22 protein-coding genes and 5 pseudogenes are annotated in these 25411 nt (G+C 65.9%); 21 read left to right on the top strand and 6 right to left on the bottom strand.

Annotated elements, in window-relative coordinates; all coding sequences use genetic code 11:
* Window positions 1-847: 847 nt before the first annotated feature.
* The 3 genes from K6K41_RS07265 to terL are packed head-to-tail and all read left to right on the top strand — an operon-like array spanning window position 848 to window position 4048.
* Window positions 848-2110: a DNA modification methylase gene (locus K6K41_RS07265; protein WP_261404497.1), complete on the top strand. Its 1263-nt coding sequence runs from the start codon at window positions 848-850 to the stop codon at window positions 2108-2110.
* A gap of 5 nt (window positions 2111-2115) precedes the next feature.
* Window positions 2116-2595, top strand: a complete 480-nt coding sequence (locus K6K41_RS07260; protein WP_261404496.1) for a DUF5681 domain-containing protein — start codon at window positions 2116-2118, stop codon at window positions 2593-2595.
* Window positions 2588-4048, top strand: coding sequence for a phage terminase large subunit (gene terL, locus K6K41_RS07255; RefSeq protein ID WP_261404495.1), 1461 nt, complete (start codon window positions 2588-2590; stop codon window positions 4046-4048). The genes K6K41_RS07260 and terL overlap by 8 nt, the downstream gene beginning before the upstream one ends.
* Before the next feature lie 70 nt (window positions 4049-4118).
* Here the strand turns inward: terL and K6K41_RS07250 are convergent, their stop codons facing one another.
* The gene (locus tag K6K41_RS07250; protein ID WP_261404494.1) at window positions 4119-4814 is read right to left on the bottom strand and encodes a hypothetical protein; all 696 of its coding nucleotides are present in this window, start codon (window positions 4812-4814) and stop codon (window positions 4119-4121) included.
* A gap of 309 nt (window positions 4815-5123) precedes the next feature.
* On the opposite strand from K6K41_RS07250, the gene K6K41_RS07245 reads away from it, so the two are divergent.
* The 4 genes from K6K41_RS07245 (at window position 5124) to K6K41_RS07230 (ending at window position 7172) form a co-directional block, all read left to right on the top strand.
* The gene (locus K6K41_RS07245; RefSeq protein WP_261404493.1) at window positions 5124-5327 is read left to right on the top strand and encodes a helix-turn-helix domain-containing protein; all 204 of its coding nucleotides are present in this window, start codon (window positions 5124-5126) and stop codon (window positions 5325-5327) included.
* A 135-nt stretch (window positions 5328-5462) separates the two neighbouring features.
* On the top strand, window positions 5463-5837 hold the full coding sequence (locus tag K6K41_RS07240) for a restriction endonuclease (protein ID WP_261404492.1): 375 nt from the start codon (window positions 5463-5465) through the stop codon (window positions 5835-5837).
* A gap of 41 nt (window positions 5838-5878) precedes the next feature.
* The gene (locus K6K41_RS07235) at window positions 5879-6781 is read left to right on the top strand and encodes a toll/interleukin-1 receptor domain-containing protein (protein WP_261404491.1); all 903 of its coding nucleotides are present in this window, start codon (window positions 5879-5881) and stop codon (window positions 6779-6781) included.
* Window positions 6782-6824: 43 nt separating this feature from the next.
* Window positions 6825-7172 (top strand): hypothetical protein, encoded by a 348-nt coding sequence (locus K6K41_RS07230; protein WP_261404490.1) that lies wholly within the window; start codon window positions 6825-6827, stop codon window positions 7170-7172.
* Here K6K41_RS07230 and K6K41_RS07225 read toward each other — a convergent pair.
* Together K6K41_RS07225 and K6K41_RS07220 are read right to left on the bottom strand one after the other, a co-directional pair.
* A pseudogene (locus K6K41_RS07225) lies at window positions 7152-7697 on the bottom strand (IS3 family transposase); the annotation flags it as partial. The gene K6K41_RS07230 and the pseudogene K6K41_RS07225 sit on opposite strands and share 21 nt — an antisense overlap.
* 117 nt (window positions 7698-7814) lie before the next feature.
* Window positions 7815-8273, bottom strand: a pseudogene (locus K6K41_RS07220) (AraC family transcriptional regulator); the annotation flags it as partial.
* A 135-nt stretch (window positions 8274-8408) separates the two neighbouring features.
* On the opposite strand from K6K41_RS07220, the pseudogene K6K41_RS07215 reads away from it, so the two are divergent.
* Together K6K41_RS07215 and K6K41_RS07210 are read left to right on the top strand one after the other, a co-directional pair.
* A pseudogene (locus K6K41_RS07215) lies at window positions 8409-9164 on the top strand (SDR family NAD(P)-dependent oxidoreductase).
* 205 nt (window positions 9165-9369) lie between these two features.
* Entirely contained in the window at window positions 9370-9549 is a 180-nt protein-coding gene (locus K6K41_RS07210; protein WP_261404489.1) for a hypothetical protein, read from the top strand.
* An 84-nt stretch (window positions 9550-9633) separates the two neighbouring features.
* Here K6K41_RS07210 and K6K41_RS07205 read toward each other — a convergent pair whose 3' ends face one another.
* Together K6K41_RS07205 and K6K41_RS07200 are read right to left on the bottom strand one after the other, a co-directional pair.
* Window positions 9634-9879 carry a hypothetical protein gene (locus K6K41_RS07205; RefSeq protein WP_261404488.1) on the bottom strand — a complete coding sequence of 82 codons (246 nt, stop codon included), beginning with the start codon at window positions 9877-9879 and terminating at the stop codon, window positions 9634-9636.
* A 9-nt stretch (window positions 9880-9888) separates the two neighbouring features.
* A complete protein-coding gene (locus K6K41_RS07200) occupies window positions 9889-10041 on the bottom strand; it encodes a hypothetical protein (protein WP_261404487.1) in 153 nt (50 codons plus the stop codon).
* Between the two features lie 278 nt (window positions 10042-10319).
* On the opposite strand from K6K41_RS07200, the gene K6K41_RS07195 reads away from it, so the two are divergent.
* From K6K41_RS07195 to K6K41_RS07140, 12 genes and pseudogenes are all read left to right on the top strand, one after another.
* Complete coding sequence (locus K6K41_RS07195) at window positions 10320-10925, top strand: class I SAM-dependent methyltransferase (protein ID WP_261404486.1); 606 nt, start codon at window positions 10320-10322, stop codon at window positions 10923-10925.
* A gap of 32 nt (window positions 10926-10957) precedes the next feature.
* Complete coding sequence (locus K6K41_RS07190) at window positions 10958-11443, top strand: (2Fe-2S)-binding protein (protein ID WP_261404485.1); 486 nt, start codon at window positions 10958-10960, stop codon at window positions 11441-11443.
* Window positions 11440-13650, top strand: coding sequence for a xanthine dehydrogenase family protein molybdopterin-binding subunit (locus K6K41_RS07185; RefSeq protein ID WP_261404484.1), 2211 nt, complete (start codon window positions 11440-11442; stop codon window positions 13648-13650). Before K6K41_RS07190 ends, K6K41_RS07185 begins: the two co-directional genes overlap by 4 nt.
* 2 nt (window positions 13651-13652) lie before the next feature.
* Complete coding sequence (locus K6K41_RS07180; RefSeq protein ID WP_261404483.1) at window positions 13653-14567, top strand: SDR family oxidoreductase; 915 nt, start codon at window positions 13653-13655, stop codon at window positions 14565-14567.
* Window positions 14568-14661: 94 nt separating this feature from the next.
* A pseudogene (locus K6K41_RS07175) lies at window positions 14662-15406 on the top strand (response regulator).
* On the top strand, window positions 15403-16824 hold the full coding sequence (locus tag K6K41_RS07170) for an ATP-binding protein (protein WP_261404482.1): 1422 nt from the start codon (window positions 15403-15405) through the stop codon (window positions 16822-16824). Before K6K41_RS07175 ends, K6K41_RS07170 begins: the two are co-directional and overlap by 4 nt.
* A gap of 70 nt (window positions 16825-16894) precedes the next feature.
* Window positions 16895-17868 (top strand): annotated as a pseudogene (locus K6K41_RS07165) (MBL fold metallo-hydrolase); the annotation flags it as partial.
* A 336-nt stretch (window positions 17869-18204) separates the two neighbouring features.
* Window positions 18205-19356: a hypothetical protein gene (locus K6K41_RS07160; RefSeq protein ID WP_261404481.1), complete on the top strand. Its 1152-nt coding sequence runs from the start codon at window positions 18205-18207 to the stop codon at window positions 19354-19356.
* Window positions 19290-21830 (top strand): hypothetical protein, encoded by a 2541-nt coding sequence (locus K6K41_RS07155; protein ID WP_261404480.1) that lies wholly within the window; start codon window positions 19290-19292, stop codon window positions 21828-21830. Before K6K41_RS07160 ends, K6K41_RS07155 begins: the two co-directional genes overlap by 67 nt.
* Window positions 21830-22408, top strand: coding sequence for a hypothetical protein (locus K6K41_RS07150; protein ID WP_261404479.1), 579 nt, complete (start codon window positions 21830-21832; stop codon window positions 22406-22408). The genes K6K41_RS07155 and K6K41_RS07150 overlap by 1 nt, the downstream gene beginning before the upstream one ends.
* Window positions 22409-22416: 8 nt before the next feature.
* Entirely contained in the window at window positions 22417-22581 is a 165-nt protein-coding gene (locus K6K41_RS07145) for a hypothetical protein (RefSeq protein ID WP_261404478.1), read from the top strand.
* A gap of 19 nt (window positions 22582-22600) precedes the next feature.
* A complete protein-coding gene (locus tag K6K41_RS07140) occupies window positions 22601-24619 on the top strand; it encodes a hypothetical protein (RefSeq protein ID WP_261404477.1) in 2019 nt (672 codons plus the stop codon).
* A gap of 550 nt (window positions 24620-25169) precedes the next feature.
* Here K6K41_RS07140 and K6K41_RS29335 read toward each other — a convergent pair.
* On the bottom strand, window positions 25170-25391 hold the full coding sequence (locus tag K6K41_RS29335; RefSeq protein ID WP_315855153.1) for a hypothetical protein: 222 nt from the start codon (window positions 25389-25391) through the stop codon (window positions 25170-25172).
* Window positions 25392-25411 lie beyond the last annotated feature (20 nt).

Below are 25411 nucleotides of genomic sequence, written 5' to 3'. Positions count from 1 at the left end.
GAGGCATGCCGTTTGTCAAAGCAGCCAGCCAGACGTCGAGAAAAAACGGGCCGAAGCCACCTCGCGGCTGCGAGGCGTTGGAACGTCTGGCAGATGGACAGCCGTGCCGGCGGCGTCACCGAATCGATCGACGCCGGCGCCGACCTCGAACGCGCCCGTCGCCTGCCGGGCCGTTCGAACCTGAAGACGACGGGCGCCACTCGCGAGACGGCGCGTCGAAAACGTCGAAGGTCGCGAAACTGCGGGCCGCCCCCCGAGCGGATAACACGGTGGAAACGAAGGCTTCCAACGCGCAGGCTTCAGGAGTGGGATAACGCCAGGGATTTGTTGGTGGTGGACGCGGTCCACAGCGAACTGGTCTCACCTGCGCCAACTTCACTGCTCTGAGGGAAATCTGCAGGAAAATGTCCTCGGAGCAGCAACAATTCTCGTTGACAAACACTTGTACTTTCAGGTCTTGAAAAATCCAAGTCCAAGGCCTTGACATCCGCGTACGGTGGTGGTTCTTTCCTCGTATACCGACTCGGAAGAACGTGCATCGCACGGGCATTATAGTTGGGCCTCTCGGCGACACAATAGTGTCGAGAACCGCCAGAGTTCGTCTGGCGTGAGAGGCTGACTCATGCCCAGGCGAAACGACTGTGAGCTCCTCCCGCTTCAGAAACTCCACTACTATTCCGATCCCGGCCGCTGACGTCTCAGCTACGTCGCGCGACCTCTACGCCGACCTGCGCGTGAAGATCGAAGACGTCCCGATCAGCCAGATCAAAGGTTACGCGCGCAATGCGCGGACGCACTCGCCGGCCCAGATCGAGCAGATTAAGATTCGATCGAGGGCTTCGGCTTTGTGATCCCGGTCACGCTCGAAGACGACGGTACGCTGATCGCCGGCCACGGCCGCGTGGCGGCGGCCAAGCTGCTCGGCCGCAAGAGCGTGCCGGCGGTCCGCGTGAGCCACCTCGACGATGCTCAGAAGCGCGCGCTGCGCCTGGCCGACAACAAAATCGCCGAGAACGCAGGCTGGGATAAAAAGCTCCTGGCGATCGAGTTCGCCGAGCTGGTCGCGATTGATCTCAAGACGGACATCTCGTTCGACCTGACGGTGACGGGTTTCGCCTCCCCGGAGATCGACCGCCTCATTGAGACGGGCGGCGCCGAGGGAGAACAGAAGGACGAGGACGACAGCGTTCCGGAAACGCCCGGGCAGCTGGTCACCCGCCTCGGCGATATGTTCGAGCTCGGCGACCACCGCATCGTCTGCGGCGACTCCACCGATCTCGCGACCTACGCGGCGCTGCTCGGCGACGAGAAGGCGGCGATGAGCATCAGCGACGCGCCGTACAACGTCTCGATCAGGAACCACGTCGGCAGTTCTCGCCACAGCGAGTTCGTAATGGGCGTCGGCGAGATGACCGCCGAGGCCTTCACGACGTTCCTAGCAAACTTCCTGATGATGTGCTCGCGCTTCTGCCGTGCTGGCGCGGTGCACATGGCGTTCATGGACTGGCGCCACATGGCCGAGATGTTGGCAGCAGGAGCCGCGTCGAAGCTTGAGCTCAAAAACCTCTGCGTCTGGGACAAGGGCTCGGGCGCGATGGGCTCGCTGTATCGCAGCCAGCATGAGCTGGTGTTCGTGTTCAAGGAGCCGAGCGCTCCGCACGCGAACAATGTCCAACTCGGCAAGTTCGGCCGCAACCGCACGAACGTCTGGGCCTATCCGGGCGCGGCGGGCCTGCGCAAAGAGCTCGAGCTGCACCCGACCCCCAAACCGGTCGCCATGATCGCGGACGCGATTCGCGACGTCTCGAACCGCAATGACATCGTGCTCGACGCCTTCTCGGGCTCCGGCACGACCATCATCGCGGCGGCCAAGACCGGCCGCCGCGCGCGCGTCATCGAGCTCGACCCGGCCTATGTCGATGTCGCGATCCGCCGCTGGGAGGCGTGGTCCGGAGGCGTCGCCCGCCACGTCGAGACGGGCGCAAGTTTCGCTGAACTGGCGGCCATGCGCAGCGCCAAGAGCGACGAGACGCCGGAGCCCGAGGTGGAACCGGCGCCGGCGGCCATCCGCGTGCGCCGCCGCGTTCCCGCGGTTCAGGCTGCGGAGTGATCGACATGGCGAAGTCGAAGAAGCCCGCCGGTGCAAATGGCGAATCCGGGGGCGATGACGGTTACGAGGTCGGGTACTGCAAGCCGCCGAAGACCGGCCAATTCAAAAAGGGCCAGAGCGGCAATCCGGGTGGCCGCAAGAAGGGAAGTCAGAACATCAGCGCCACACTGAAGGAGGTGCTCGACCAAGAGGTTGAAATCACCGAGAGCCAGAAGAAGCAACGCGCCACTCTCGAGAAAGCGCTAATGCTGCGCTGGGTGCAGGAGGGCTTGAAGGGCAACGTTCGTGCGATTGAGGGCATTTACGATCGCAAACAGCGCATCGAATTGGCCTCCGACGCTTCTGAACAGGATCACGACGCCTCAGACGACGCGCTGCTCGAGAACTACGTCCAAGCGAAAATCGATGCGGCGCTCGCGAAGTTCAAACGCGAGTGGGCGAACAGAGCAGCGCAGCCGAAGACGGAGAGCGACGAGGATGTCTGATCCGCGTCTGCGCGCCGTGTTCCGAAAGGATCTCAAGGTCTTTGTCGAAAAGTGCTTTACGACGCTGGAACCCGGCGCCTATCAGCCCAATTGGCACATCCAGCACATCTGCTGGCAGCTTGAGAGAGTGGCGCGCGGAGACGTGCGCCGCCTCATCATCAATGTTCCGCCGCGCTCGATGAAGTCGATCACGGTCTCGGTCGCGTTCTCGGCCTGGCTGATGGGCCGCGATCCGACCAAGAAGATCATCGCGGTGTCTTACGCCGAAGAGCTCGCGCGCAAGCTCGCCTCCGACGCCAAAACCGTCATGCAGACCAACTGGTTCGGAACGACGTTTCCGCGGTTTGGTTTTGCGGGACGCCCTCGCACGCTCAAGCTGGAAACGACGCTCAAGGGTCACCGTCTGGCGAGAGGCATGTGCGGATCGATTCTTGGCGAAGGCGCGGACCTGATCCTGGTCGACGATCCGATCAAGGCGACCGACGCACTTTCCGAGGCGAGCCGTCGAAGCGTCAACGAGGCGTTCGACAACACGCTGCGCACCCGCCTCAACAACAAGGTCGAGGGAGCCATCGTCATCATCATGCAGCGCCTGCATGAGGACGATCTTGTGGGCCATGTGCTCAAATCCGAGGACTGGGAGGTCGTCGCGATCCCAGCGATCGCGCCCGAAGACCAGACCTATCAGCTGAGCGACGATCCCGGTGACGTCTACGTTCGCAAGGCGAACGAGGTCCTGCATCCCGAACGCGAGCCCCTCGAAGAGCTCGAGACGCTACGGCGAGCCCAAGGCAGCCTCACATTCTCGAGCCAGTACCAGCAGCAGCCGCTCCCGCTCGAGGGCAACATCGTCAAGCGCGAGTGGATGCGGAGCTATGTCGAGGCGCCAGAGGAATTTGACCTCGTCATCGCCAGTTGGGACACGGCCTCGACCCTCTCAGAAACCGCCGACTGGTCGGTCGGCACGGTCTGGGGCGCGAAGGGGCTCGACTTCTATCTGCTCGACTGCCTTCGAGTCCGGAGCGAGGTCCCGGAGCTCCGCCGTCAGATCGTCGCGCTCGCTGAGCGTTGGGACGTTGATCAGACCGTCGTGGAAGAAGGCGACATGGGCCGGGCGATCGTCCAAGACCTACGGCGCACACGCCATCGGAACTTCATCATGCAGAAGGTGCGGATTGAAAAGCAGGCACGCTTCTTGGCGCAATCAGCGCGTTTTGAGTCTGGGCAAGTGCACGTGCCGGTTAAGGCACCGTGGTATGCGGATTGGCTGAACGAGCTCTTGGCGTTCCCGAACGGCAAGCACGATGACCAGGTCGACTCTACGAGCCAGGCGCTCGCGTATCTGACCGACCGGACAAAAACCCTCAACCCGGTGCACAAACTCGAAAACGGCAGGCAGCGGCCCAGCCCTCCAAGACCCAAGGGACGGTGTTTTAGGTCGCTCCGAGCCTAAGCGCCGGAAACAGCTTTGATATGCGACGGACCGGCACGGCTGCGCCGGTGCGTCGGCTTTAGGCGCACACTCAGCGGAGCCGACCTGCTTCTGCCCGGACGTCGATCGGCTGGTCCCGCCGGATATCGAAGTCGCACTCGTAGACCATGTTCTGCCAGGCGCCGAAGCCGTTCTGGAACTTGATGGCTCCACCATAGTAGGTGACGACGCCCGCGCGGTTTCCCCAGCGATAGTAGGGAAACTTCCGCTCGCCGAAGCTGTCGCTCCACTCAGATTGGTATTTGGCCAGTTGCTCGACGGCCATGGAACAGAAGGCGTTTGCGGTAGCCATTTTCTTCATGCCGATGCAGTCGAGATCCTTGTCGCAGTTCTTCTCTTTCCAGGCCGCGAGTTTGACCTCGGTCGCTTTGCGCTCGGCCGCCGCGGCTTCCTGGATCTCGGCCTTTCGCTCTTCTTCCTTCCGGAGCTTCGCGGCTTCGGCGGCGAGCTCCGCCTTGCGGACACGCCAGACCGCTGGATCAAGGATGCCTTCAGCCTGGGCCTTCTGGTGGTCCGCGGAATCTTGAAAACCTAGAGCGACGGCTTCGTCGTCCAGTTGGCGCATCATGACAAACGACAGCGCGGCAATGCTGACCAGGAACGCCCATCCAGAAAGTTTAAGCCATTTCTTCGCTGACGCTCGTTGCGAGTGGAAGATCAGTCTTACGAGACTGATCACGAAGACAACCTGCAAAATCATGCTGATCGCGATGAGCGCCTGCGACATGGCGTCGGCTACCTGGTCACGTAGAAATGTTGATGGGCCGCCGCCAGCCGCGTCGCGGCGAGCGGAGATCTATGAGCTGTGCCGGGGCGATCGAATGAATGAAGCGAGAGCCCGCGAGAGGGAACTCGCGACTGACGTCTTGAGAAGGCATCAGCCTTCCGCTTCGAAACCCGAGATAAGCAACACATTCGACGTTGTCCGGATGAGACTCATAGTCAGCATACTAGTGCTCGGAAGCGTGGGCGTGTCGAGTGAAATGAGACTCATCGTCTGTAGATTGATAGGCGACATCGCCGTGACCGTCCGCCCATGGACGTACGGCGGCGGGTCGGCCTCAACGTGAAGCGGTTCCGGCAGGAAAAAGGCCTGTCGCAGGAGGCGCTCGCCTTTGAGGCCAAGTTGCACCGGACCTATATCAGCGGGGTCGAGCGCGGCGTAAGGAACCCCACGATCGTAGTGCTCGAGGGGATCGCCTCAGCGCTAGCCGTGCCAGCCGCTAAGCTTCTCGAATAGGCAGTTTCTGACCCACCGGACGCCGCGTAAGTCCGCTCCGATACACTGCAGCCAGTGTCTTCTAGACGGCGCCAACGTGCGAAAAGCGAGCCAACTTATCGAGACCTTTCGTTATCTGCTGATGCGGGGTCGTTGATGCCGGTCGGCTGGCGCGTGTCCCAAAAAAAACTTCTGGTGTTGGTAAGGGATATGTGTCTCGCACCATCGCTTGAACTCCTTGACCGCCAAGTAGATAAGTTCGCATTCTGCGAGCTGATGGCTTATGATTTCACCGGATTGTCTTTCAGCGAATTCGAAGATCTGGCCCGCGACCTGATCGGCCGCGAAATCGGCCTGCGCTTTGAAGCCTTCCCCGAAGGCCCGGATGACGGGATAGACGGCCGCCATGCGCTCGCCGACGGCGCGATAATTCTCCAGGCGAAGCACTACCAGCGATCCGGGTTCTCAAAGCTCAAGTCAAAGATGTCCAAGGAGCGGGAGTCCGTCGATCGGCTCCAACCTAAGCGCTAGTCCTTGCGACATCCGTCTCGCTCACAAACAAAAAGAAAGCCGTGCTGGGCGAGCTCATCGGGCCAGCCTTGTTGACGAGCGGCGACATCGTCGGGCTCGAAGACCTGAATGCGCTGCTTCGCAAGTATCCGGACATCGAGAGGGCGCACCCGAAACTCTGGACGCAAAGCGCCGGTGTTCTCGAGGCCATCGTCACCAGCGCTGTGCAGAAGGGCATTGCGAAGTCCGCACCGGTTCCGGACGTCCTCGCCAGACTGCTGCCTCGCGCCGAGGCTGTCGGCGAGGCAGCCGAGCGCGACACGCTCTTCCTGATCAAGTCATCTCCATCCGACGACGAATTCGCGCTCTGGCTCGCGCCCAAGCTCGAGGCCGCGGGTTACAGGGTGTTCGCCGACGTCCTGACCCTTTCGCCGGGAGACCGCTGGCGCCGTGAAGTCGGCCAGGCGTTGCAGCATCGAGCGGCGAAGGTCCTGCTGATTTGCCGTCAGGCCACGCTCGACGACCCTCACGTCAGGGACGATCTCGATCTCGCGCTGGAGATGTCGAAGGAGCTCGGCGACGCGCGCTTCATCATTCCGCTTCGCTTGGAGCCGGCTCGCAACGTCAAAGGCCTCGGCGACGCGATACCTGTCGACTTCGTTCGAGGATGGGCGGAAGGGCTCGATCGCCTGCTGGACGCGCTCAAGCGGCGCAACGCGCCCCGCTTCCCCGACAAGGTCGCGATCGATCCCAATTGGGAGATCTTTCGCCGACGCGGCGCAGTTGCGCTCGTTGATCAGGCTGAACGCCTCACGTCAAAACTGGTTGCGCGCGGCCGAGGCCCCGGACGTCATCCGGTATTTCGAGAGTTCGGGAGCGATCGATCGCAAGCTTCTGGATCAGGCGCTTGCCGCCTTCGATTGCCCCCACGTCGTCCATGGCTCCGGCGTGCTCTGCTTCGCTGACCAATCCGAAATCGACGCGGGCCTCGCGAGAGTCGGCAGGTTCGTGCTGAAGCATGAGATCCCGTTGCTGGAGTTTGTCGAGCACGGCTTTCCCGCCCTGGGCATTGGGCAGAAGATCGCATCGAACAACGTCGTCGCGATGATTAACGTCGCCTGGCTGGAGTTCTGCCGCGACAGGGGCTTCGTCGAATACAAATACTCGAAAGGCGCCGGCTTCCACGCGTCCGCCGAGCAAGCTTCGACCGGTCAGCGCATCCCCTGGGGGAAGCAGGGTGAGCGCCGATCCTCCATGCTGCGCAATATCGCCAAGGGTCACATCTGGCAGTTCGGCGTCAGTGGCCGGCCCCCATCGAGTGGTCCGGTTGCAATGTTAGTTCATGAGCGGCGCTGACGCGATGGTTGGTGTGGCCGGCGGAGCTGGTCGGGGTTGCGCAGCCGGCCATAGCGCGACCTCGGGCGCGGGCGGTCTGTAGCCGAGCGCCGAGTGCGGCCGGACGGCGTTGTAATGCCGTCGCCAGCCTTCGATCACGGCTTTGGCCTCGGCGAGCGAGTAGAAGATCTCGCCGTTGAGAAGCTCGTCGCGTAGCCGGGCGTTGAAGCTCTCGCAGTAGCCGTTCTCCCAGGGACTGCCAGGCTCGATGAAGGCGGTCCGGGAGCCAACGGCCACGATCCACTCGCGGACGGCCTTGGCGGCGAACTCCGGGCCGTTGTCCGATCGGATGTGGCCCGGCGCGCCGCGCAGGACGAACAGGTCCGACAGGACGTCGATGACGTCGGTCGACCGGAGCCTCCGCCCGATCCGGATCGCAATGCATTCGCGCGTGAACTCGTCGATCACGTTGAGCATCCTGAACTTGCGGCCGTCGTGCGTGCGATCCTCGACGAAGTCGTAGGACCAGACGTGGTTCGGCCGCTCCACGGCCTGCGCCACGCGCCGCACATGGCCTTCCGGCCAGCCGAGCAGACGGATCGCGGCCCCATGGCGGCCGGCGAGCAGCCAGTAGTGCATCTCGCGCACGAGCTGAGGCGCCAGCACTGGCAAGGAAGAGGGGCGCTCGAACAGCCGCATCAGGCGGAGCGCCGCGTCCGCTGTTTCCGCGTCCGTCGGATGCACGCGCACTGGCGCGCGGTCGCCGGTCTCCTCCTGCGGCATCTGCGCCGTCAGGTCGGCGATGACGGCCGGATCGAGCTCAAGCACCAGAGAGACATACGGCGCGGCCGGGCTCGCGCGGGTTATCTTGCTCAGCGTCGGCACGTCGGCGGTGACGAGCAAAGAGTCGCCGGCGGAGAAGTCGAAGGCCGTCACGCCCATCGCGACATGCTTCGATCCCTGCAGCACCAGCGCCGCCAGCGGGCGCGGGATCTGGTGGACGAGCTCGCTTGGGGCTGTGACCCGCACCAGGGTCAGGCCCGCGACGGGCGTGTCGAACACGCCGTCGCCGGCCCCTTGCAGGTCGATATGCGCGCGGACGGCGTCAAGCAAAGCGGTCATGGCCGAAAGCTAAACCGACCGCGCAGGGATTGCACGCCCCTTCGGAGGAATAGGCAAAAACCTTCGAGATTCGGGAAACAAGCCGGGACGGCGGCGGCCCATGTTCGGCCCGTCCTCAAAACGGAGCTTCCGAAGATGACCACAATCTCCCTCGTCACCGGCGCCAGCCGCGGCCTCGGCGCAACACCGCGCTCAGCATCGCCCGCGGCGGCGGCGACGTCGTCATCACCTATCACAGCCGTTCCGAAGAGGCCGAAAAGGTCGTGGCCGAAATCGAGGCGATGGGCCGCAAGGCGCTCGCCTTCCAGCTCGACAGCGGCTCGGTCGCGGCGTTCAAGCCGTTCGCTGACACGCTGAAAGCGGCGCTCCGGCCAGACCTGGCGCCGCGAGACCTTCGACCATCTCGTCAACAACGCCGGCCATGGCGACTACGCGCTGATCGCGGACGCCACCGAGGCGCAGTTCGACCGGCTCGTCGACGTGCACTTCAAGGGCGTGTTCTTCCTGACGCAGGCGCTGCTGCCGCTGATCGCCGACGGCGGGCGGATCGTGAACCTGTCGTCGGGCCTGACCCGCATGTCCTATCCAGGTTACGGGGCCTACGCCGCGGTCAAAGGCGCGGTGGAAACGCTCACCCTCTACATGGCGAAAGAGCTCGGCTCCCGCGGCATCGCGGTCAACACGGTGGCGCCCGGCGCGATCGAGACCGACTTCGGCGGCGGCGTGGTGCGCGATGACGAAAACCTCAACAAGGCCTTCGCGCAGATGACCGCTCTCGGCCGCGTCGGCGTGCCGGACGACATCGGCTCGATGATCGCGAGCCTGCTCGCCCCCGCCAACCGCTGGGTCAACGCGCAGCGGATCGAAGTGTCGGGCGGCCAGATCATCTGACCGCCGCGGACGGCGGAGTTCCACGAGATCCGCCGCGCGAGCACGAGGACCGGGCCGGCCACGCCGAACGACAGGAGCGAATACGATGAACAGGCGACACGCCCTTGCGGAACTGGCCGGCGTCGCGGCCGGGGCCGCTTTGGCCGCGCCGTGACGAGCGCGCGCGGCTTCCGAAGAGAAGGTCCGGCGACGGCAGCGATCGTCGGTGGAGGCGATCGCGTCAGCGCCCAAGCCTGATCACGCCACGGCTGGTCGCCTGGCGGCGACCGAGATTGCTGCGGCGGAATTAGGCCAACAAACAGCCGAGAAGACGGCTCATGGCGATCCGGCCGAGAGATCGCACACGTTGTTCCTTAATGCGCGGCTGCGCGAGTTTGCTCGCTGAGCGTCGGCTCCGGCGGCCGCGATCGGTCTTAAGACCGCGGCCGCCGGTCGGATCGGGCTTGGGGGACGCTTTCCCGATCCGAACTCAATCCGCCGCGCCGAGAACCCGGCAGATAGCGACGTGGTTGCCACGCTCCGTCGAGGCGCAGGAGCGCCAGGGCAGCTCCGCCCGACGCGCGAGCGGCAGACGGTCGCCCTTCGCGGAGCGGTTCGAGATCTCGGCCGGCGCGCCGAGTGGAACGCGGCTTTCGGCGTATCCCACCACGGCGGGCAGAGGCAGCAGCAGCAACGACAGCCAGCCCAAAGCTGCGCGACGCAATCTGGCGGCCATCGCTTTCTCCTAGACTTGTTCGACGGACGAAAGGCGCGCCGTCGCGGCCTCCGGTCCGCCGGGCACCGCGACCGCTTCCGACGTCAGCAAGAGCGATGCGCCGAACGCGCCGGTTCGGGCGAGCAGGACCGCGCAGACCGCGGCGAATCTCATCATGCGCATGCGAGCGGCTCCTGGATGCGTGCGGAGGCGGCGATCGTGGAAGCCGCAAGCGGCCGGTTCGATCAACGACTGGCCGGCACCATGCAGGGCTGAGCGGTTGCGATGAGTTTTTGTTTGTTAAGAAATGTTGAGTCGAGCGCGGCGAGGTATTCGGACCCCGCCCCTCAGCATGGTGCGCGCCCGAACATCTCTTAACAAAGAGACATCCAAAGCAACGTCACAGCGCGGCAGGTCTGGTTCCGGCAAGCGGCGACGCGCCGACGCGACAGGACCGACCCATGACAGCCACTCTATCCTTCGACGGCATCACCTTTCTTCGCGAATGGCTGGCCGCGCCGCTGCGCGTCGGAGCTCTGGCGCCGTCCGGCGCCACGCTTGCGCGGGCTATCACGGCCGAGATCGGGCCGGAGATGGGTCCGGTGATCGAGCTGGGACCGGGCACCGGCGTCTTCACCCGCGCGCTCCTCGATCGCGGCGTGGCGGAACGCGACCTGACGTTGGTCGAGGCGGGCTCGGAGTTCGCCGTCATGCTGGAGGCGCGCTTCCCCGAGGCGCGCGTCTTGTGGATGGACGCGTCCCGGCTGCGCGCCGTGGATCTGTTCGGCGGCGGACAGGCGGGCGCGGTGGTGAGCGGCCTGCCGCTCCTCTCAATGTCGCCTCGGAAGGTTGTGGCGATCCTCGACGGCGCCTTCCGCCATCTGAAACCCGGGGGGGCGTTCTACCAGTTCACCTACGGGCCGGGCTGCCCGGCGCCGCGGCCGATTCTCGACCGGCTCGGCCTGAAGGCGAGCCGCGTCGGCCGCGCGCTGTCCAACGTCCCGCCCGCCACCGTCTACCGCATTCAGCGCCGTTCGCAGCGCCATCCCACGGAAGGCTGGCGTTGACCTCGGCTCCGGTTCGCAAAGGAGATTGCCTCATGTCCCATTCCATCTCGGTCAACGGCGAGGAGCGGAGCGTCGACCTCGACGGGCGGACCCCGCTGCTGTGGGTGCTGCGCGACACGCTGCAGCTCACGGGCGCCAAATATGGCTGCGGCGCCGGTCTCTGCGGCGCATGCACGGTTCATGTGGACGGCCGCCCGACACGGTCCTGCGCGATCCCTCTCGAGGAGGCGGCCACGGCGCGGATCGTCACGATCGAGGCCCTGAAGGGCGCCGAGGCCGAGGCCGTGCGGACTGCATGGGTCGCGCGTGACGTGCCCCAATGCGGCTTCTGCCAGTCCGGTCAGGTCATGAGCGCCGTCGCGCTGCTGCGCGAGGAGCCCTCGCCGAGCGACGACGACATCGACGCCGCGATGAGCGGAAACATCTGTCGCTGCGCCGCCTATCCGCGCATCCGCGCCGCGATCCACGACGCGGCTGAACTCTTGCGCCAGCAGGCGAGCGAGCAGGCCAGGCGATGAGAACCTCCGCATCCGACAGCCCCAATCCAAAGGGCCGCTTCCCGCTGTCTCGCCGTCGCATCCTGCTCGGCGGGGCGCTGGTCGGCGGCGCCATGATCGTCGGCTACACGGTCGCTCGACCTCTGAAGGTCGCGGGCGCCGTCCTGCAGGCCGGCGGCGAGCCCGTCGAGACCGGCGTCTTTGGGCCGTTCATCCGCATCGGTCCCGACGGCTGGGTGACGGTCGTCAACAAGCAGCAGGAGATGGGCCAGGGCGTCCATGCGGGCATCGCGGCCATGGTGGCCGAGGAGCTCGACGCCGACTGGGACAAGGTCCGCGTCGTCGACGCTGCCGGAAATCTCAGCGCGTACGGGCCGCAGTTCACGGCCGGCTCCGGCTCGATCGCGAACAACTGGGACACGCTGCGCGCCGCCGGAGCGGCCGCACGGGCGATGTTCGTGGCGGCCGCCGCCGAACGCTGGGAGGCGCCTCCGGACACGCTCGTCGTGCTGGACGGGGTCGTGTCCGACCTCGCCTCCGGCCGCTCCGCGAGCTTCGCCTCCCTGCTCGAGGAGGCGGCTCGCCAGTCCCCTCCCTCCGCCCCGGTTCTGAAGCTTCCGCCAGACTTCCGGCTGATCGGGACCGATCGCGTTCGCCGCAAGGACAGCCTGGGCAAGAGCACGGGCGAGACGATCTACACGCAGGACGTTCGGCTGCCGGACATGCTTTCGGCCGTCGTGGCGCGCAGTCCGCGCTTCGGCGGCAGGCTGGCGAGCTTCGACGACACGAAAGCCCGCGCCGTGCCGGGCGTGATCGACGTGTTCGCGATCGAGAGCGGCGTCGCTGTGGTGGCCGAAACCACATTCGCGGCGATCGAGGGCCGCAAGGTCCTCAGGACCGCTTGGGACGACCGCGACGCGGAACGGCGCTCTTCGCCGGAGCTCTCGCGTTGGTTCGGTGACATCGCGGAAGGGCGCACGGAGCTGAAGCCGAGCGCCTTCGGAACGCACGGCGACAACAGAGCTCCGTTCGGACCGAACGCCCTCGAGTTCTCGCTGGACGTCCCGTATCTCGCCCATGCGCCCATGGAGACGCTCGATTGCGTCGTCCGCGTCGATGGCTGGTCCGTCGAGGTGATGTCGGGCTCGCAGATGGCGACCGTCGATCAGATCCAGGCTGCCCGCGTCGCGCTGACGCTTCCGGGCAAGGTGGAGATCAAGGTGCTTCCGGCCGGCGGATCGTTCGGCCGGCGCGGCGTCCTGTCGGCCGACTGTCTCGTTGAATGCGTGCGGATCGCGAAGCGCATCGAGGGGCGGCCTGTCAAACTCCTCTGGACCCGCGAGGACGACATCACCGGCGGCTACTACCGGCCAATGGCCCATCACCGCGCCTGGATCGAGCTCCGTCCCAACGGCTATCCAACGCGCTGGCGCCACCATGTGGTCGCGCAGCCGTTGCTGCCGATGATGACGGGCGTCACGGCCGAAGGCGTGGAGGGGTCGCCCTACTTCTCGGGCGCTTCGGCGATCGACGGCAAGGTGTTTTCCCCGAGCTTCCCCGTGCCGGTGCAGTTCTGGCGCTCGGTCAGCCATTCGCACGCCGCGATGGCGATGGAGCACATCGTCGACCAGCTCGCCCGGCGCGTCGGCCGCGACCCCGCGGACTATCGGCGCGCGCTCTACGAGAAGGCGGGCTCTGCTCGACGCATCGCGGTCCTGGACGAGCTCCGCCGAAGATCCGGATGGGGGTCGCCGATCGAGCCCGGCTGGGCGCGCGGCATGGCGGTGCATGAGAGTTTCGGCACGGTCGTCGGCCAGGTGGCGGAGGTCCGGATCGCCGACGGCCGGCCCTCCGTGCGCAGGGTGGTCGCGGTCGTCGATTGCGGCTTGGCGATCGCGCCGGACCAGATCGCGGCGCAGATGGAAGGGTCTGTGGGCTTCGGTCTCTCGGCGGCCCTCTATGGCGCGATCACGCTCAAGGACGGGCTTGTCGAGGAGCGGAACTTCGACCGCTATCGCTTGCTGCGGATGAGGGAGGCTCCGGCGGTCGAGACGCACGTCATCCCCTCGGCCGAAAAGCCCTCCGGCATGGGCGAGCCCGGCGTGCCGCCGATCGCGCCCGCGGTCGCGAACGCGATCCTGGCCCTGACCGGCGCCCCCACGACCGCGCTTCCATTCGCACGGATCGGCGGTCGGCAGGCCGCGTTCCACCCCGCGCAGGAGGGCTGACCATGGCGCGGTGGTCGACGTCCGACATGCCCTCCCTGAAGGGCCGATCCGCAGTCGTCACCGGGACCGGCGGCCTTGGCTACGAGACGGCGCTTGCGCTCGCGCGCTCCGGCGGGGAGGTGATCGTCGCCGGTCGCGATCCGGAGAAGGGCGCGGACGCGGTCGCGCGGATCCGGCGCGAGGAGCCCTTCGCCGACGTGACGTTCAAGCAGGTCGATCTCGCGGATCTGAAATCCGTGGCGCATTTCGGCGAGCGGCTCCGCGCCCAGCGGGACAGTCTCGACCTGCTGGTCAACAATGCTGGCGTGATGACGCCCCCCGTGCGTCGCGAGACCGCTGACGGCTTCGAGCTGCAGCTCGGGGTGAACCATCTCGGCCACTTCGCGCTGACCGCGCAGCTGCTGCCGATTCTGAAGTCCGGCCAGGACGCCCGCGTGGTCTCGGTGTCGAGCGTCGCGGCGAGACGCGGGACGATCGACTTCGACGATCTGAACGCCGTGAAGGACTACCGTCCGATGCCGGCCTACGCCCAGTCGAAGCTCGCTTGCCTGATGTTCGCCTTCGAGCTCCAGCGCCGCAGCGAGACGGGCGGCTGGGGGATCTCGAGTCTCGCCGCCCATCCGGGCGTCTCGCGGACGGACCTGCTGCTCAACGCCCCCGCCCGCTGGAGCGCCGCGGGTTTGGCCCGCCGGATGCTCTGGTTCCTGTTCCAGCCGGTCCCGCAAGGCGCGCTGCCGACACTGTTCGCGGCAACGTCGCCGGAGGCGCGGCCCGGCGGCTATTACGGCCCGGACCGGCTCGGCGAAACGCGCGGCTTTCCGGCCGCCGCGGCCCCACCGCCGCAGGCGCTCTACAAGGAGGCGGCGTTGCGTCTCTGGCGCTATTCGGCCGCGCTGACGGACGCGCGCTTTGAATGACCAGGCGCTAAGGCTTCACAAAACAAAACATCTCGCCCCGTGACGCGGCGTCGGGCGGCGATTCTACTGCCCGACGATCGCGAGAAGGGGCGCCATGACCGCGCACATGCAGGCCTACGCCCGGGATTCGACGGCAACGATCCTCCTCGTTGAGGACGATCGTGACATCGCCGACATGCTGTCCGAGACGCTCCTCCAGAACGGCTACACGGCGGTCTCGGCGCAGTCGGGCGCCGAGATGGACCGGCTTCTGCGACGGCAGTCCTTCGATCTGGTGGGTGCTCGACGTCATGCTGCCCGGCGAGGACGGTTTTAGCATCTGCCGGCGGCTGCGGGCCGCTGCGCGCACGCCCATCATCATGCTGACCGCAGTCGCGACAGACGTCGACCGCATCGTGGGGCTCGAATTCGGAGCCGACGACTACGTGACGAAGCCCTTCAACACGCGCGAATTGCTGGCGCGCATCAAGAGCCTGCTGAGGCGCGCCTCCTACGGCGCGGAACGCCCGGAGCGTCCGGGCGCGATGAGCTTCGCCGGCTGGAGGATCGATCCCGTCTCACGCACCCTGGTCGATCACGCCGGCTCGCAGGTATTCATGACGACGGCCGAGTTCGACCTGCTGGTCGCGCTGTGCCTCAACTCCGGCCGCGTGCTCACGCGCGAGCAACTGCTGTCGCTCACCCATGCCGGCGTCGCGGGGCCGGTTGAGCGCAGCGTCGACGTCCACATCAGCCGCATCCGCCAGAAGATCGAGCCCAACCCGAAGGACCCGAGCTTCATCAAGACGGTTCGCCTCGGCGGCTATCTTTTCACGCCCATGGTCGAGGCCGAGGCATGAGCCGCTGGCGGTCGCTTTTCCTCTGCGGCTCGATCCGCCGGCAGATCATCGTCCTGACGGCGCTGCCGATCATCGCGGTCGTCGTCATCGCGAGCCTGATCTACAGCAGCGAGTCCAAGACGCCCTACAAGAGCCGGGTCGCCATCAAGATCCAGACCGTCATGGCGCAGATCTCAGCCGCGCCGAGCCCCGAGATCGCGCGCGCCATCATGGCCGCGACAGGCGCGACCGGGCTGAAGGTCGATCTGCTGACGCCTCAGGCGGCCGCAGCGCAGCTCAGGCCCGCGCAAAGCTTGGACTGCGACCTCGCCGAGATCGGCTCCGAGCTCAAGACGACGCTCGGCGCGGAGCTCCGGCGCAGGACGACGCAAAGCACGACCGAGGACACGATCGCGGTTCCCTTCGGCGACGGCGCGGTTCTGACCTTCACACCGGCCGCCCGCGCGCCGCTTCCGCTCCTCCACCCGGAACGCTTCTTCTTCCTGCCCAAGGTTCTCGTCGTCGTCCTGCCGATGCTGCTGCTCGCGCTTTACGCCGGCGGGGTCATCATCGCGCCGCTGACGACCTTCGCGCGCGAGGCTCAAGGGCTCAGCCCGGACGAGGGGCCCGACCGCCCGTTCGACGAAGAAGGGCCGCGCGAGATCCGCTCGCTCGCCCGCGCGCTCAACGACATGCGGGTCCGCATCCGGGAGATGATCGACGGGCGCACGCGCATGGTGCGCGCGATCAGCCATGACCTCAGGACCCCGCTCACGCGGCTGCGGATGCGCGCCGAGCGCACGACCGACGCGGGACTGCGCGACGCCATGCTGACCGACATCAGCCGCATCGACGCGATGATCGAGGAGACGCTGACCTATCTGCAGCGCGACGTCGCCACGGAGGCCGTCCAGCGCGTCGACCTGCCGAGCCTGCTCCAGACCGTGTGCCACGATTTTGCCAATGCGGGCATGCCCGCGACCTATGACGGGCCCGACCGGCTCGTCTTCGCCTGCAAGCCGCAGGCGCTCGTCCGCGCCGTCACCAATCTCGTGGACAACGGCGTCAAGTTCGCGGGAGCCGCGACCGTGCGGCTCGAGACGCAGACCGAAGGCGGCGTACGGATCGAGGTCGTCGATCTCGGTCCGGGAATCCCGGAAGATCTGAAGGCCAAGGTGCTCGAGCCCTTCTTCAAGGGCGACGCCAGCCGCTCCGCCGCGGGTCCGAGGAGCTTCGGTCCGGGCGGCTTCGGGCTCGGGCTCTCGATCGTCCACGAGGTGGCGGGCGCCCATGGCGGAACGATCGAACTGCGTGACGGCAAGCCCCAGGGGCTCGTCGTGCGGCTGGATCTTCCCCGGCAGGCCGCCGCCGAAGCGCCCGGTCACACCGAGCGGTGGCTGCGCCGTGCAGACCTTGCGGCCTCGCCGGCGCGCACCTGACCCTCTTCGTCCGGAGGCGCGCGCCGGTTTGCCTCTCGCCAAACTTGGACGCGCATCAAGGAGACCACGCATGGCCCGCTTCGCCATCGACCGCCGCAAGGCCATATTGTCGGCCGCCGCCGGCGCGTCCGCGCTGAGCTCCGGAATCGGCTTCCAGCCGAGCGCCCTCGGCCAGCCCGCGACGCCCGTTATCGGCAACGCCTCCACCTACCGCTTCAAGGTCGGAGAAATCGTGGCAACCGTCCTCAGCGACGGGCAGATCAGCGGCCCGCCCCGCGTCTACGCCAGCGACGCGCCGGAGCCCGAACTGACCGACGCGCTCCGCCGCGCATTCCTGCCGACCGACAGAATGACGCTCGACCTAAACGTCGTCCTCGTCGAAACGGGGGGCAGGCGCATCCTGCTGGAGGCCGGCGCCGGCGGAACAATGGGCCCGAACGGCGGCAGACTGGTCGGCAATCTCGCGGCGCTTGGATTGCGCGCCGAGGACATCGACGTAATCGTGGTCTCGCACACGCATCCCGACCATGTCGGAAATCTGCGGAGCGCGGACGGCGTCAAGGCCTTTCCGCGCGCGACCGTGCTCGCGCCGAAGGCGGACTGGGACTTCTTCGTCCGGAGCGATCCCGATCTCTCCTACATGCCGGTTCCCGCCGACTTCAGGAAGCGCTTCACCGAGGCCATCAAGCGGAGCGTGGAACCGATCGCGCGGGAAATCGAACTTTACGAGGCCGGCGACGCCATCGCGCCCGGGCTCACGACGATCGCGGCCCAGGGCATACGCCCGGGATGGCGACCTTCCTGATCGATTCGGGCGCGGAGCAGGCGATTTTGACCGCCGACCTCGCCTACCACCCGGTCGTCAACATCGACAACGCTTGGAAGCCCGGTCCCGACCGCGACAAGGATGCGGCGCTTGCTTCGCGGAAACGGATCTTCGACAGGGCGTCGGCCGACCGGATGCTCGTGCTGGGCTTCCACTACCCGTTCCCGGGGCTCGGCCGCCTCCTTAAGACCGCCACTGGGTACACTTGGGTCCGAGCCCCTGGCGGATCTGAAGTCGCGAAACGCGACAACCGAAATCGTTTGGACGCCCCTCAACGGACCACCCCCGCGTCCGCTGTGGGTCAGCCGCGGCGGATGCCGATAAGCCGAGATGCGCCAACAGCTGACCTCTGCGGCAGCGCCAAAAGTAGACGTCGCGATCTTGTCGCCGCGCTTCCAGCTATGCGCGGTCGAGTAGTAGAAGTGTGGCGTGTTCGCTCGCCGTCGATTCTACTCTCCTGACCTCCAATCCCTCACGATCCGTGATGCCGTCGCCGGAGAGCGGTCTCGTCGTATCTGCGGGGCGTCGGACGTGCGCGCGACGGAGACCATAAATTGAGCTCGCCCGGGTCCGACGACGAGCCGCCACAGGGTGAGATTGGCCGCCAGGCGGTGGCGGCGTTGGGCGGCTACGTCTATCAGGTCTATGCCTCCACGCTGGCGTGGTTGAGGCTGTCTGACGGCGAACTGCTCTATCTCGAAGTCGCCGAGGACTACGCGATCGCAAGCCGCGGCGCGCTGACCGGCGTCCAGGTGAAGAACACGGCGGGCAGCGGCCGTGTCACCCTCCAGACCGAAGACGTCCGTACGGCCATCGACACCTTTGTCGATCTCGTGTCGCGCAATCCTGACCGCGTGGTCTCGCTTCGCTATCTGACGACGGCGGAGATAGGGCACGAGCGGATGATCGAGCACCGCGTGCCGAAAGGGCCGGCCCTCGCCTATTGGCGTCAAGCCGCGCTGTTCGCTGACTCCGCTCCGCTCCGCTCAGTCCTGCTGAAATCGAAGCTGAAACAGGACACGCTCGATTTCATCGCAGCACTCGATGAAGAGGCGTTCCGCAGCCAGTTCCTGAAGCGGATCCACTGGCTCTGCGGCGCTCCGAATCTTGCAGATCTAATATCCGACATCGACGACGAACTGATTGAATTCGCCTCGACGCAGCGTCGGCTGACGAGCAGTCAGGCGCGCCGTCTGCGCCCGGCGCTCGCCGAAAAGGTTCTGAGCGTGGCGTCCGGGGAGCCTCCACGGCGCCTGCGCAAGAAAGATCTTCTCGAGCTGATCGATCGGCACGCGCGCATCGACGTGCCGATCGGGCATTATGAAGATCTGGTCGCCAATCAGCGTGACAAAACGGTGCCGCAGGAAGCTCTCCTGGCGCCGCCCGCCGTGGCGTCGTCGCAGGATTTCTCTCCGGCCAACATCTCGACGATGAGGCAGACCGCGGAGGAGCTGCTCTCGGTTCTCGACCAGATCGGATCCGTGCTCGCCGAGAACCTTCAGACCGCACTTGAGGACGATCGAGCCGGGCGCTCGCGCAAGCTGCGTGAATGGTTGGAGGAAGGCAGACGCGCAGCGACGAACCGCGCTGGAATTCGCTGTCGGCGGAAACCCGGGCCAAAGCGCTGCGGGCGCAAGCCGTGCTCGCCTTGCGCGACGTCGATGTCGCGACGGCTGAAGGCCTGTTTGACCAAGCCGACGAGTTGAGCGCTCCGGTTGATCGGTCGGATCGCGCCATGGCGTTAAGTGTCAAGGGCGAGCCGCATGAGGCGATCAAGCTTCTTTCGGACCCCGTTACGGCCCACGAGCGCGAGCTCCGTGCAGGCTTGCTGCTCGAGACCGGCGATCTGGAGTCCGCCAGTCGGGAGCTCGAGGGCGTCGCGGCAAGCGAAGTGACCGCCGAGATCGTCCGTCTGCGCGCGATCCTTGCGATGCTCAATGGCGACAGGGTCGCAGCCTTGCGCTTTGCGTCTTCTGCGGTCGAACGCGGTCGCGGCGCGTTTGCGCCCCTTATGACGCGTGGCGCGATCCGCTTTTTCTGCGCGCTCACGCCAGGCGCTGCGCCGCAGTTCGGCGGCCGGCTGCAGCCGGTTCATCCTGGCCTGCTCGCCGAGGACGCAACGGTGCGCCGAAATCTCGATCTCGCGTTGGCGGACTTCGACAGGCTGATAGAGGGGGACCGCCCCGAGACGTCCGAGGTCGAGACGTGGCGGCTCGGTTCTCTCCTGCTGCACCCGGACCTGGCGGACGAGGCCGACTTTACGTGCCGGCAGCTTCTGCGCCGCGACCCTGTCGATCCGATTGTCGTGATGTGGTGCTGGTCCTTCGGACGGCTGCAGCGTCTGGGGAAGACCAGGAAGTCGCTCGGGGACGCTGTCCGCCAAGGAAAGGGCTCCGAGACGCACCTCATCGCTTGGGCGACGCTCAGCGCCGGGGCTTCGCGACCGGAGCGCGGTCTCTCCATCATCAAGCAGCATCAAGACCGTTACCCGAAGAGCCGCGCGCTCCTCGACAGCTGGCGCATTCGTTTTGGAGACGAAACCATCGAGCCGTCGACGCCCTATGAGCGCGCGATGCGGAAGGCGGTGGCGGGAGACTACGGATCGCTGGTCGAAAGGCTTCGCGAGTCTTCGGTCCCTCCGGCGGAGGTGGCCGTTGGCGCAGATTTCCTCGCCTCTCGCTCGGCCTGGACCGAAGTCGTCAGCTTGCGGCCCGTCATGTTGTCGGTCGCCACTCCTCGGGTCCTGAGGCTAGCGGCCGCGGCGGCGCTTCAGGTCGAGGACGCTGCAGGTTGTCTCGAGGTGATAGCCGCCGCAGAGGGCGCATTGAATGGATTGCCGCCTGAGTTCCGCGGGCTGCGGATCCGCGCTTTCCAGATGCTCGGTCAGTATCAGCCGTTGATCGACGATTTACGCGCGATCCGGGGAGAGCCCGGGTCCGATCCCAAGATCGGCGGCCTCCTGCTCGACGTCTACTACAAGATCGGCGCCCTGGCGGATTTTGCAGACGAAGCTCGACGCTCGATGGCCGCCGGCGAGCTCGATCCGCATCAGACGCTGAACGTCGCGCACGTCATGCGGGGACACGACCAGGAACTGGCGAGCCAGGCGCTTCAGAAGGCGGTCGAAGCCGGGGTCGGAGCGGAAGCGTTGCAGAACGCCTTTGTCCTGGCGATCGAGCTCGGGCAGCACAAGATCCAGAAGGAGATCGTCGAAACATCCGGGCGTTCGCTCGAAAGCCAGGCGGTGCGCTCATTCCAGACCGTCGAGGAACTTCTGGGCTACCTCGAAGAGAGAAACGAGGCCTACAGAACAGATTTCGAAAGATGGCTTCGCGGCGAAGTGCCCGCCGCTGTCGCCATGCTGGGCGATCTCAAGGGCTTCGCTCGGTTGTTCCTGGCCGATCCAGCTGAACGCGAGAACCTTCTCCGTGAGCGGTTCCCGATGTTGCTGCTTTCCGGCGGGCGCAGGAAGGCGCCGCTCCCGCAAGTGGAGGAATGTCCGGTCCTGCGGCTCGACCTGTCGGCTCTGTTGCTGGCCGCCAAACTCGACATGCTCGATGCGGTCGAGCAGGCTTTCGTCATCGAGACACCCGTTTCGCTCTCGGAGGCGCTGGCCGATCTCGACGACAAATTCGTCGGCCTCGATCCGGAGGTGGCGTCTCGGTCGCGCAAGGCTCTGGCGCCTGCGGGGCCACTGCGCGTGGTCGACGCGTTCGAGCCCGATTGGGTTTCGCTCGATGGCGAAGAGGAAACCGGCGGCCTCGACCCGCAGGCGCTGCGCCGTGTGTCCGAAGCTGCGTTCTCCGAAGGCCATCTCGACCCAGATCAACTGGCGAAACTTCAAGCGCTCATCGCTCAGGGCGCCGGCGAAGTTTGGGGGACGGACATGACGCTGCGCGAGAGCCCGCCGGTCACCGTGTCCCGGCGATGTTTCTGGCGGCTCGCATCGAGCGGCATGCTCGAGCAGCTCTCTCGCTCGACCGAAATCTACATTCAGCGATCCGAGTTCGCCGCGCTTGTCCGTGGTCTGCACGAAGCCGAAGCCGACGCCAGGATCAAGGCGACGATCGGGGACCTTCGACGTCGCGTGACCAACCGTCTGATGACGGGCAAATGGACCGGCGTCCAGATCGCGCCGTCCCACGAGCACGCTCCGGCCCGGCGCATATCCGTTGTCTGATGGAACTGCTTTGGAAGCAGGAGCGCGAGCCGACGCTGCTCTGGATCGAAGACCGCGCGGTTTCGCACAACCCGCACGAGCGGGCGCTATGCGTCACGGAGGTCCTCGCGCATCTGCGGCGGAGCGGGGTGGTCGACCACGCCTGGGTCAAGCAGCGCGTGAACAGGCTGATGACAGCCGGGTACGCCTATCTGCCGGTCGAAGCGCTGGAGGCGTCGCGAAAACTCCTGGAGACGCCGCTCGGAGAACGCGGCCTCGTTGAGACCCCAGAGCTCGTGGGGCTGCAGAGCTGGTACGCGCAGGAAAGCCAACGGTTGGGCTGGCTCGACGCGACCCCACGCCATGATCGCGAAGGCCGGGTCGTGGGGGAGATTCGCCGAGCGCTCGATCTGGATCTCGCTCATACGACGTTGATCGACATCTGGGGCCAGGCCCCCGTCGACCAGGACTACGCCGCCGCCAGAGCCCGGTCGGAATGGCGTGGGCCCGCCTTCGCCAGCAGGCGCCGTATGCGCCGTCCAAGCTCGTCGATTCTCATGTCCGCAACTACGTCGCCATCCATCTGGCGCATGCCCTGACCATACCGTTGTCGAGCGAGCTCACGCCGAAGCCCCTGTCGCGAAGCGCGCAGTCCGAACTCGCGAACTGGTTCGTGGACTCGGTCATCGCGCCGCTTGAACGTGCAGATCCGGAGACTTTCGAGCTCGTCATGGAGACGGTCGCTCAGAGCGTCTCGCGGATCATCGATTGAAGGCTCCGACGACACTGGCATGGATGACGACCTTCGCGAGCGGCTGGCGCGCCGCATGAACGCCGTCGCAGGCCGCTTCCTCGACCTCCTTCCCGACAGGATGATCGAACACGTTCTCGATCATGGGGGCCTGAGAGAGACGCTCCCGCGGCGCACTTTCTCGGCCTTGCCGCTCACCGACGACGTCAGCTTGCCGCTCGAGAGCTTCACGGGAGTTGCGGAAACCTTGCTCGCCGCAGGCGTCCCGAAAACGCTCGCCGTGACGCTCAGTGATGGCAAGCCTGCACGCCTTGAGGCGCGGTTTGTCGATGACGAGCTCGAACTGGCCGTCGTGCTCAAGAAACGCCGCTTTGCGATCGCGGCCGAGACGCGTGCGATCGTTCATCCCGACGAGGCCTCGCGCCTGGCCGGCGTGGAACTGTATTTCCTCGATCGCGCCAGCGCCGTCAGCCGAGACCGACACGACGCCGTCATGCGGCTGCCGACTGCACAGGAGCGGTTCGACGCTCTGAAGCGCCTTAGAAGTCTCGATTTCTATTACCGTTCGAGACTCGTGAGATCGAAAGTCGAACGGCGGCAGCGTCTTGCCGTCGACGATCTGACGCCGCCCTCGGTCGAGGAGATGTCGCGTTTCTTGCGAAGCTCCACGGCCGATATGAGCGCCATCGTTTCACGCGAAGACGTGCTCGGTCTCTCGGAGTCGTTGGGCGCGCGGCCTGCGCTTGAACGTCTGGCTTCTCGTCCGACCGGCTTTTCAAGCGAAGCTCTGCTGGAGCTCGGGGCCCGTATTCGTGAAGAGGCGCCGCAGAGCGATCCCAACGCGATCGTGACCCCCGCCGAGGCGCTGCTCAGACTACGCGCGGCCCTCGCCGCGAAAGCCGATCTTGAGGAGCTGAGGGCGCTTGTCGCTGGTCTTGCAGCCAGTTTCGAGCGGAACGGCAAGCTGTTTGTCGCGCTGATCCGGTACGGCGCGCTTGCCGCATGCAGGATGGCGGAATGGCGTGAGCTGTCGCCAGAAGCCTGGACCGGGTTTGTTTGGGCATATGCCGACCAAATGCTGCGGGCGATAGCGCCAGACTATGTCGATGCGCAAGGCGTCGCCGCGATCATCGCCGGTCAGTCGCATCGGACATTTCGGGACATCGCCGCCGTCGAGAAGATGCCGCGCTGGGCGCGTGAGATCTCCAGCGAGATGTCGGCGGACCGCCTAATTCTTACGGCTGTCGCTGCGCTCATCGGCGACGGAGCCTCGGATCGCGACTTCGAGCTGCTTGATCCGCTTCAATTTCTGATCGGCCGAGAGAAAAACAACGCCTGGTGGCCGCCAACGGGCACGCTTGCGCCACCGCCCGAGGCGCCTGCCAACATATGGCCGGCCCGCGATGTGGTTCCCGCTTTGATCGCGGGCGGCTGGCTACCGCCTGACCATCCTTTCGCCGTGCGGGACCACGACGTCATCGCGCGTCGGATCATGGATGATGCGCCTCTCGACGAGGCCCGCCACCTGCGGTCGTGCATGCTGTCGCATGTCGATGCCAGCCGCGTCAGCCCGGAAACTCTGGCTAGGATCCGATCGACCCTCGTCGATGATCCCGTAGCGGCGGGCTTGGAGCCTCAGATGATCGGGGCGCAGATGGTTCTGTCGGCCTGGGCCGACGTCCTCGCGCAGCTTGACGACAGCGAGGGGTTTACGGCCGTTGTCTCGACTTTCGCGCGGCGTTGCGCTTCACGGTGGCCGACATATCGCACCCAGTCCGGACAGGTGAGGCCCGAGCCGTCGGGCGCGCTTCACATGGTGGCGGACAGCGCGCTTGAGCATGTTCTAGCGCTTCCGCGATCCCGCTTCGATCAGCTGACGACTTTCAGCTCGATCATGACCGCCGTGGCCGCAGCTTGGCCCAGTATGTCTCGCGAGATCGCGTCAGTCATTCGGGGACTGGCGGACGCGGCGGAGGCGCCGGATGCGGTTCCTCTGTGGCGCGCCGCATCTCGGCTCATTGCTTGTGCTGGCGGCGAACCTGATCATCCCTCGCCTTAGCCGTTGGCATTCAGCGCGGCTCGCCGCCTGCGTCCCGCGGTTGGCAGGATTGGCTGTGGCGAGTGAGGCGCCGCACGGCGACGCGACGCTTGCCTTGGTCGAGCGCCTGCAGGCGGACGTCTCCGACGTCCGATTTGGGTCAGGCCGGGACAAGTGCCTCTAGCTGAGACGCGCCAAAGGCGGACGTTCCTGCGATTGTCACAAAAAGCTGTCCAACGTGAACCTGACTAGGTGGCCAGCTATGTGACGGGTGTTGAGGCTCGACATGCGAGGATGTTGTGGATGTGAGCTAAACGCGATGCAGCCCGTCATCCTGAAGGCAATCTAGGTGGCGTGCGCGTTCTGATGAGGCACGATGCGATCCGAGTAGCGGTTGAATGCTGTGACGCGCGCAATCGGCAGAGCTACCTCCCGCTTGTAGATCTTGGCGCACAGGTATGCCTTCTCTGCCTCGATGTCGCTCTCAGCAACGTCTGTCCACCATGCGCGGGGCCGACCGTCCTCGCCGCCGTTCCACCGATATCCCCGGCGTTTCAGCAAATCCTTCGCGTCAAACGGCGAGTTCTCGGCCCAGCATCGCAGAGTTGTTGCTTCGTGCTGAAGTGAGGAGCGCCGCCAGCGCTGTGACGCCGGATGTCGGCAACGGTCGGGAGAGCAACTCGATCGTCGCGTGGCAGTCGTGCACCGCCCGGTGCCGATCGTAGTAGAAGCCGCTGCTCATCGCGAGATAGGCGAGTTTGGTGCTCTCGAATCCCTCGTCGGCCCAGCGCACTTCGCTAAGCGAGCATGCCC

It is taken from the genome of Chenggangzhangella methanolivorans (genome assembly GCF_019797865.1).
Classification (GTDB): Bacteria; Pseudomonadota; Alphaproteobacteria; order Rhizobiales; family Methylopilaceae; genus Methylopila; species Methylopila methanolivorans.
Note: the sequence above shows the minus strand (reverse complement) of the source record. Positions and strands in the feature narration are given on the sequence as shown.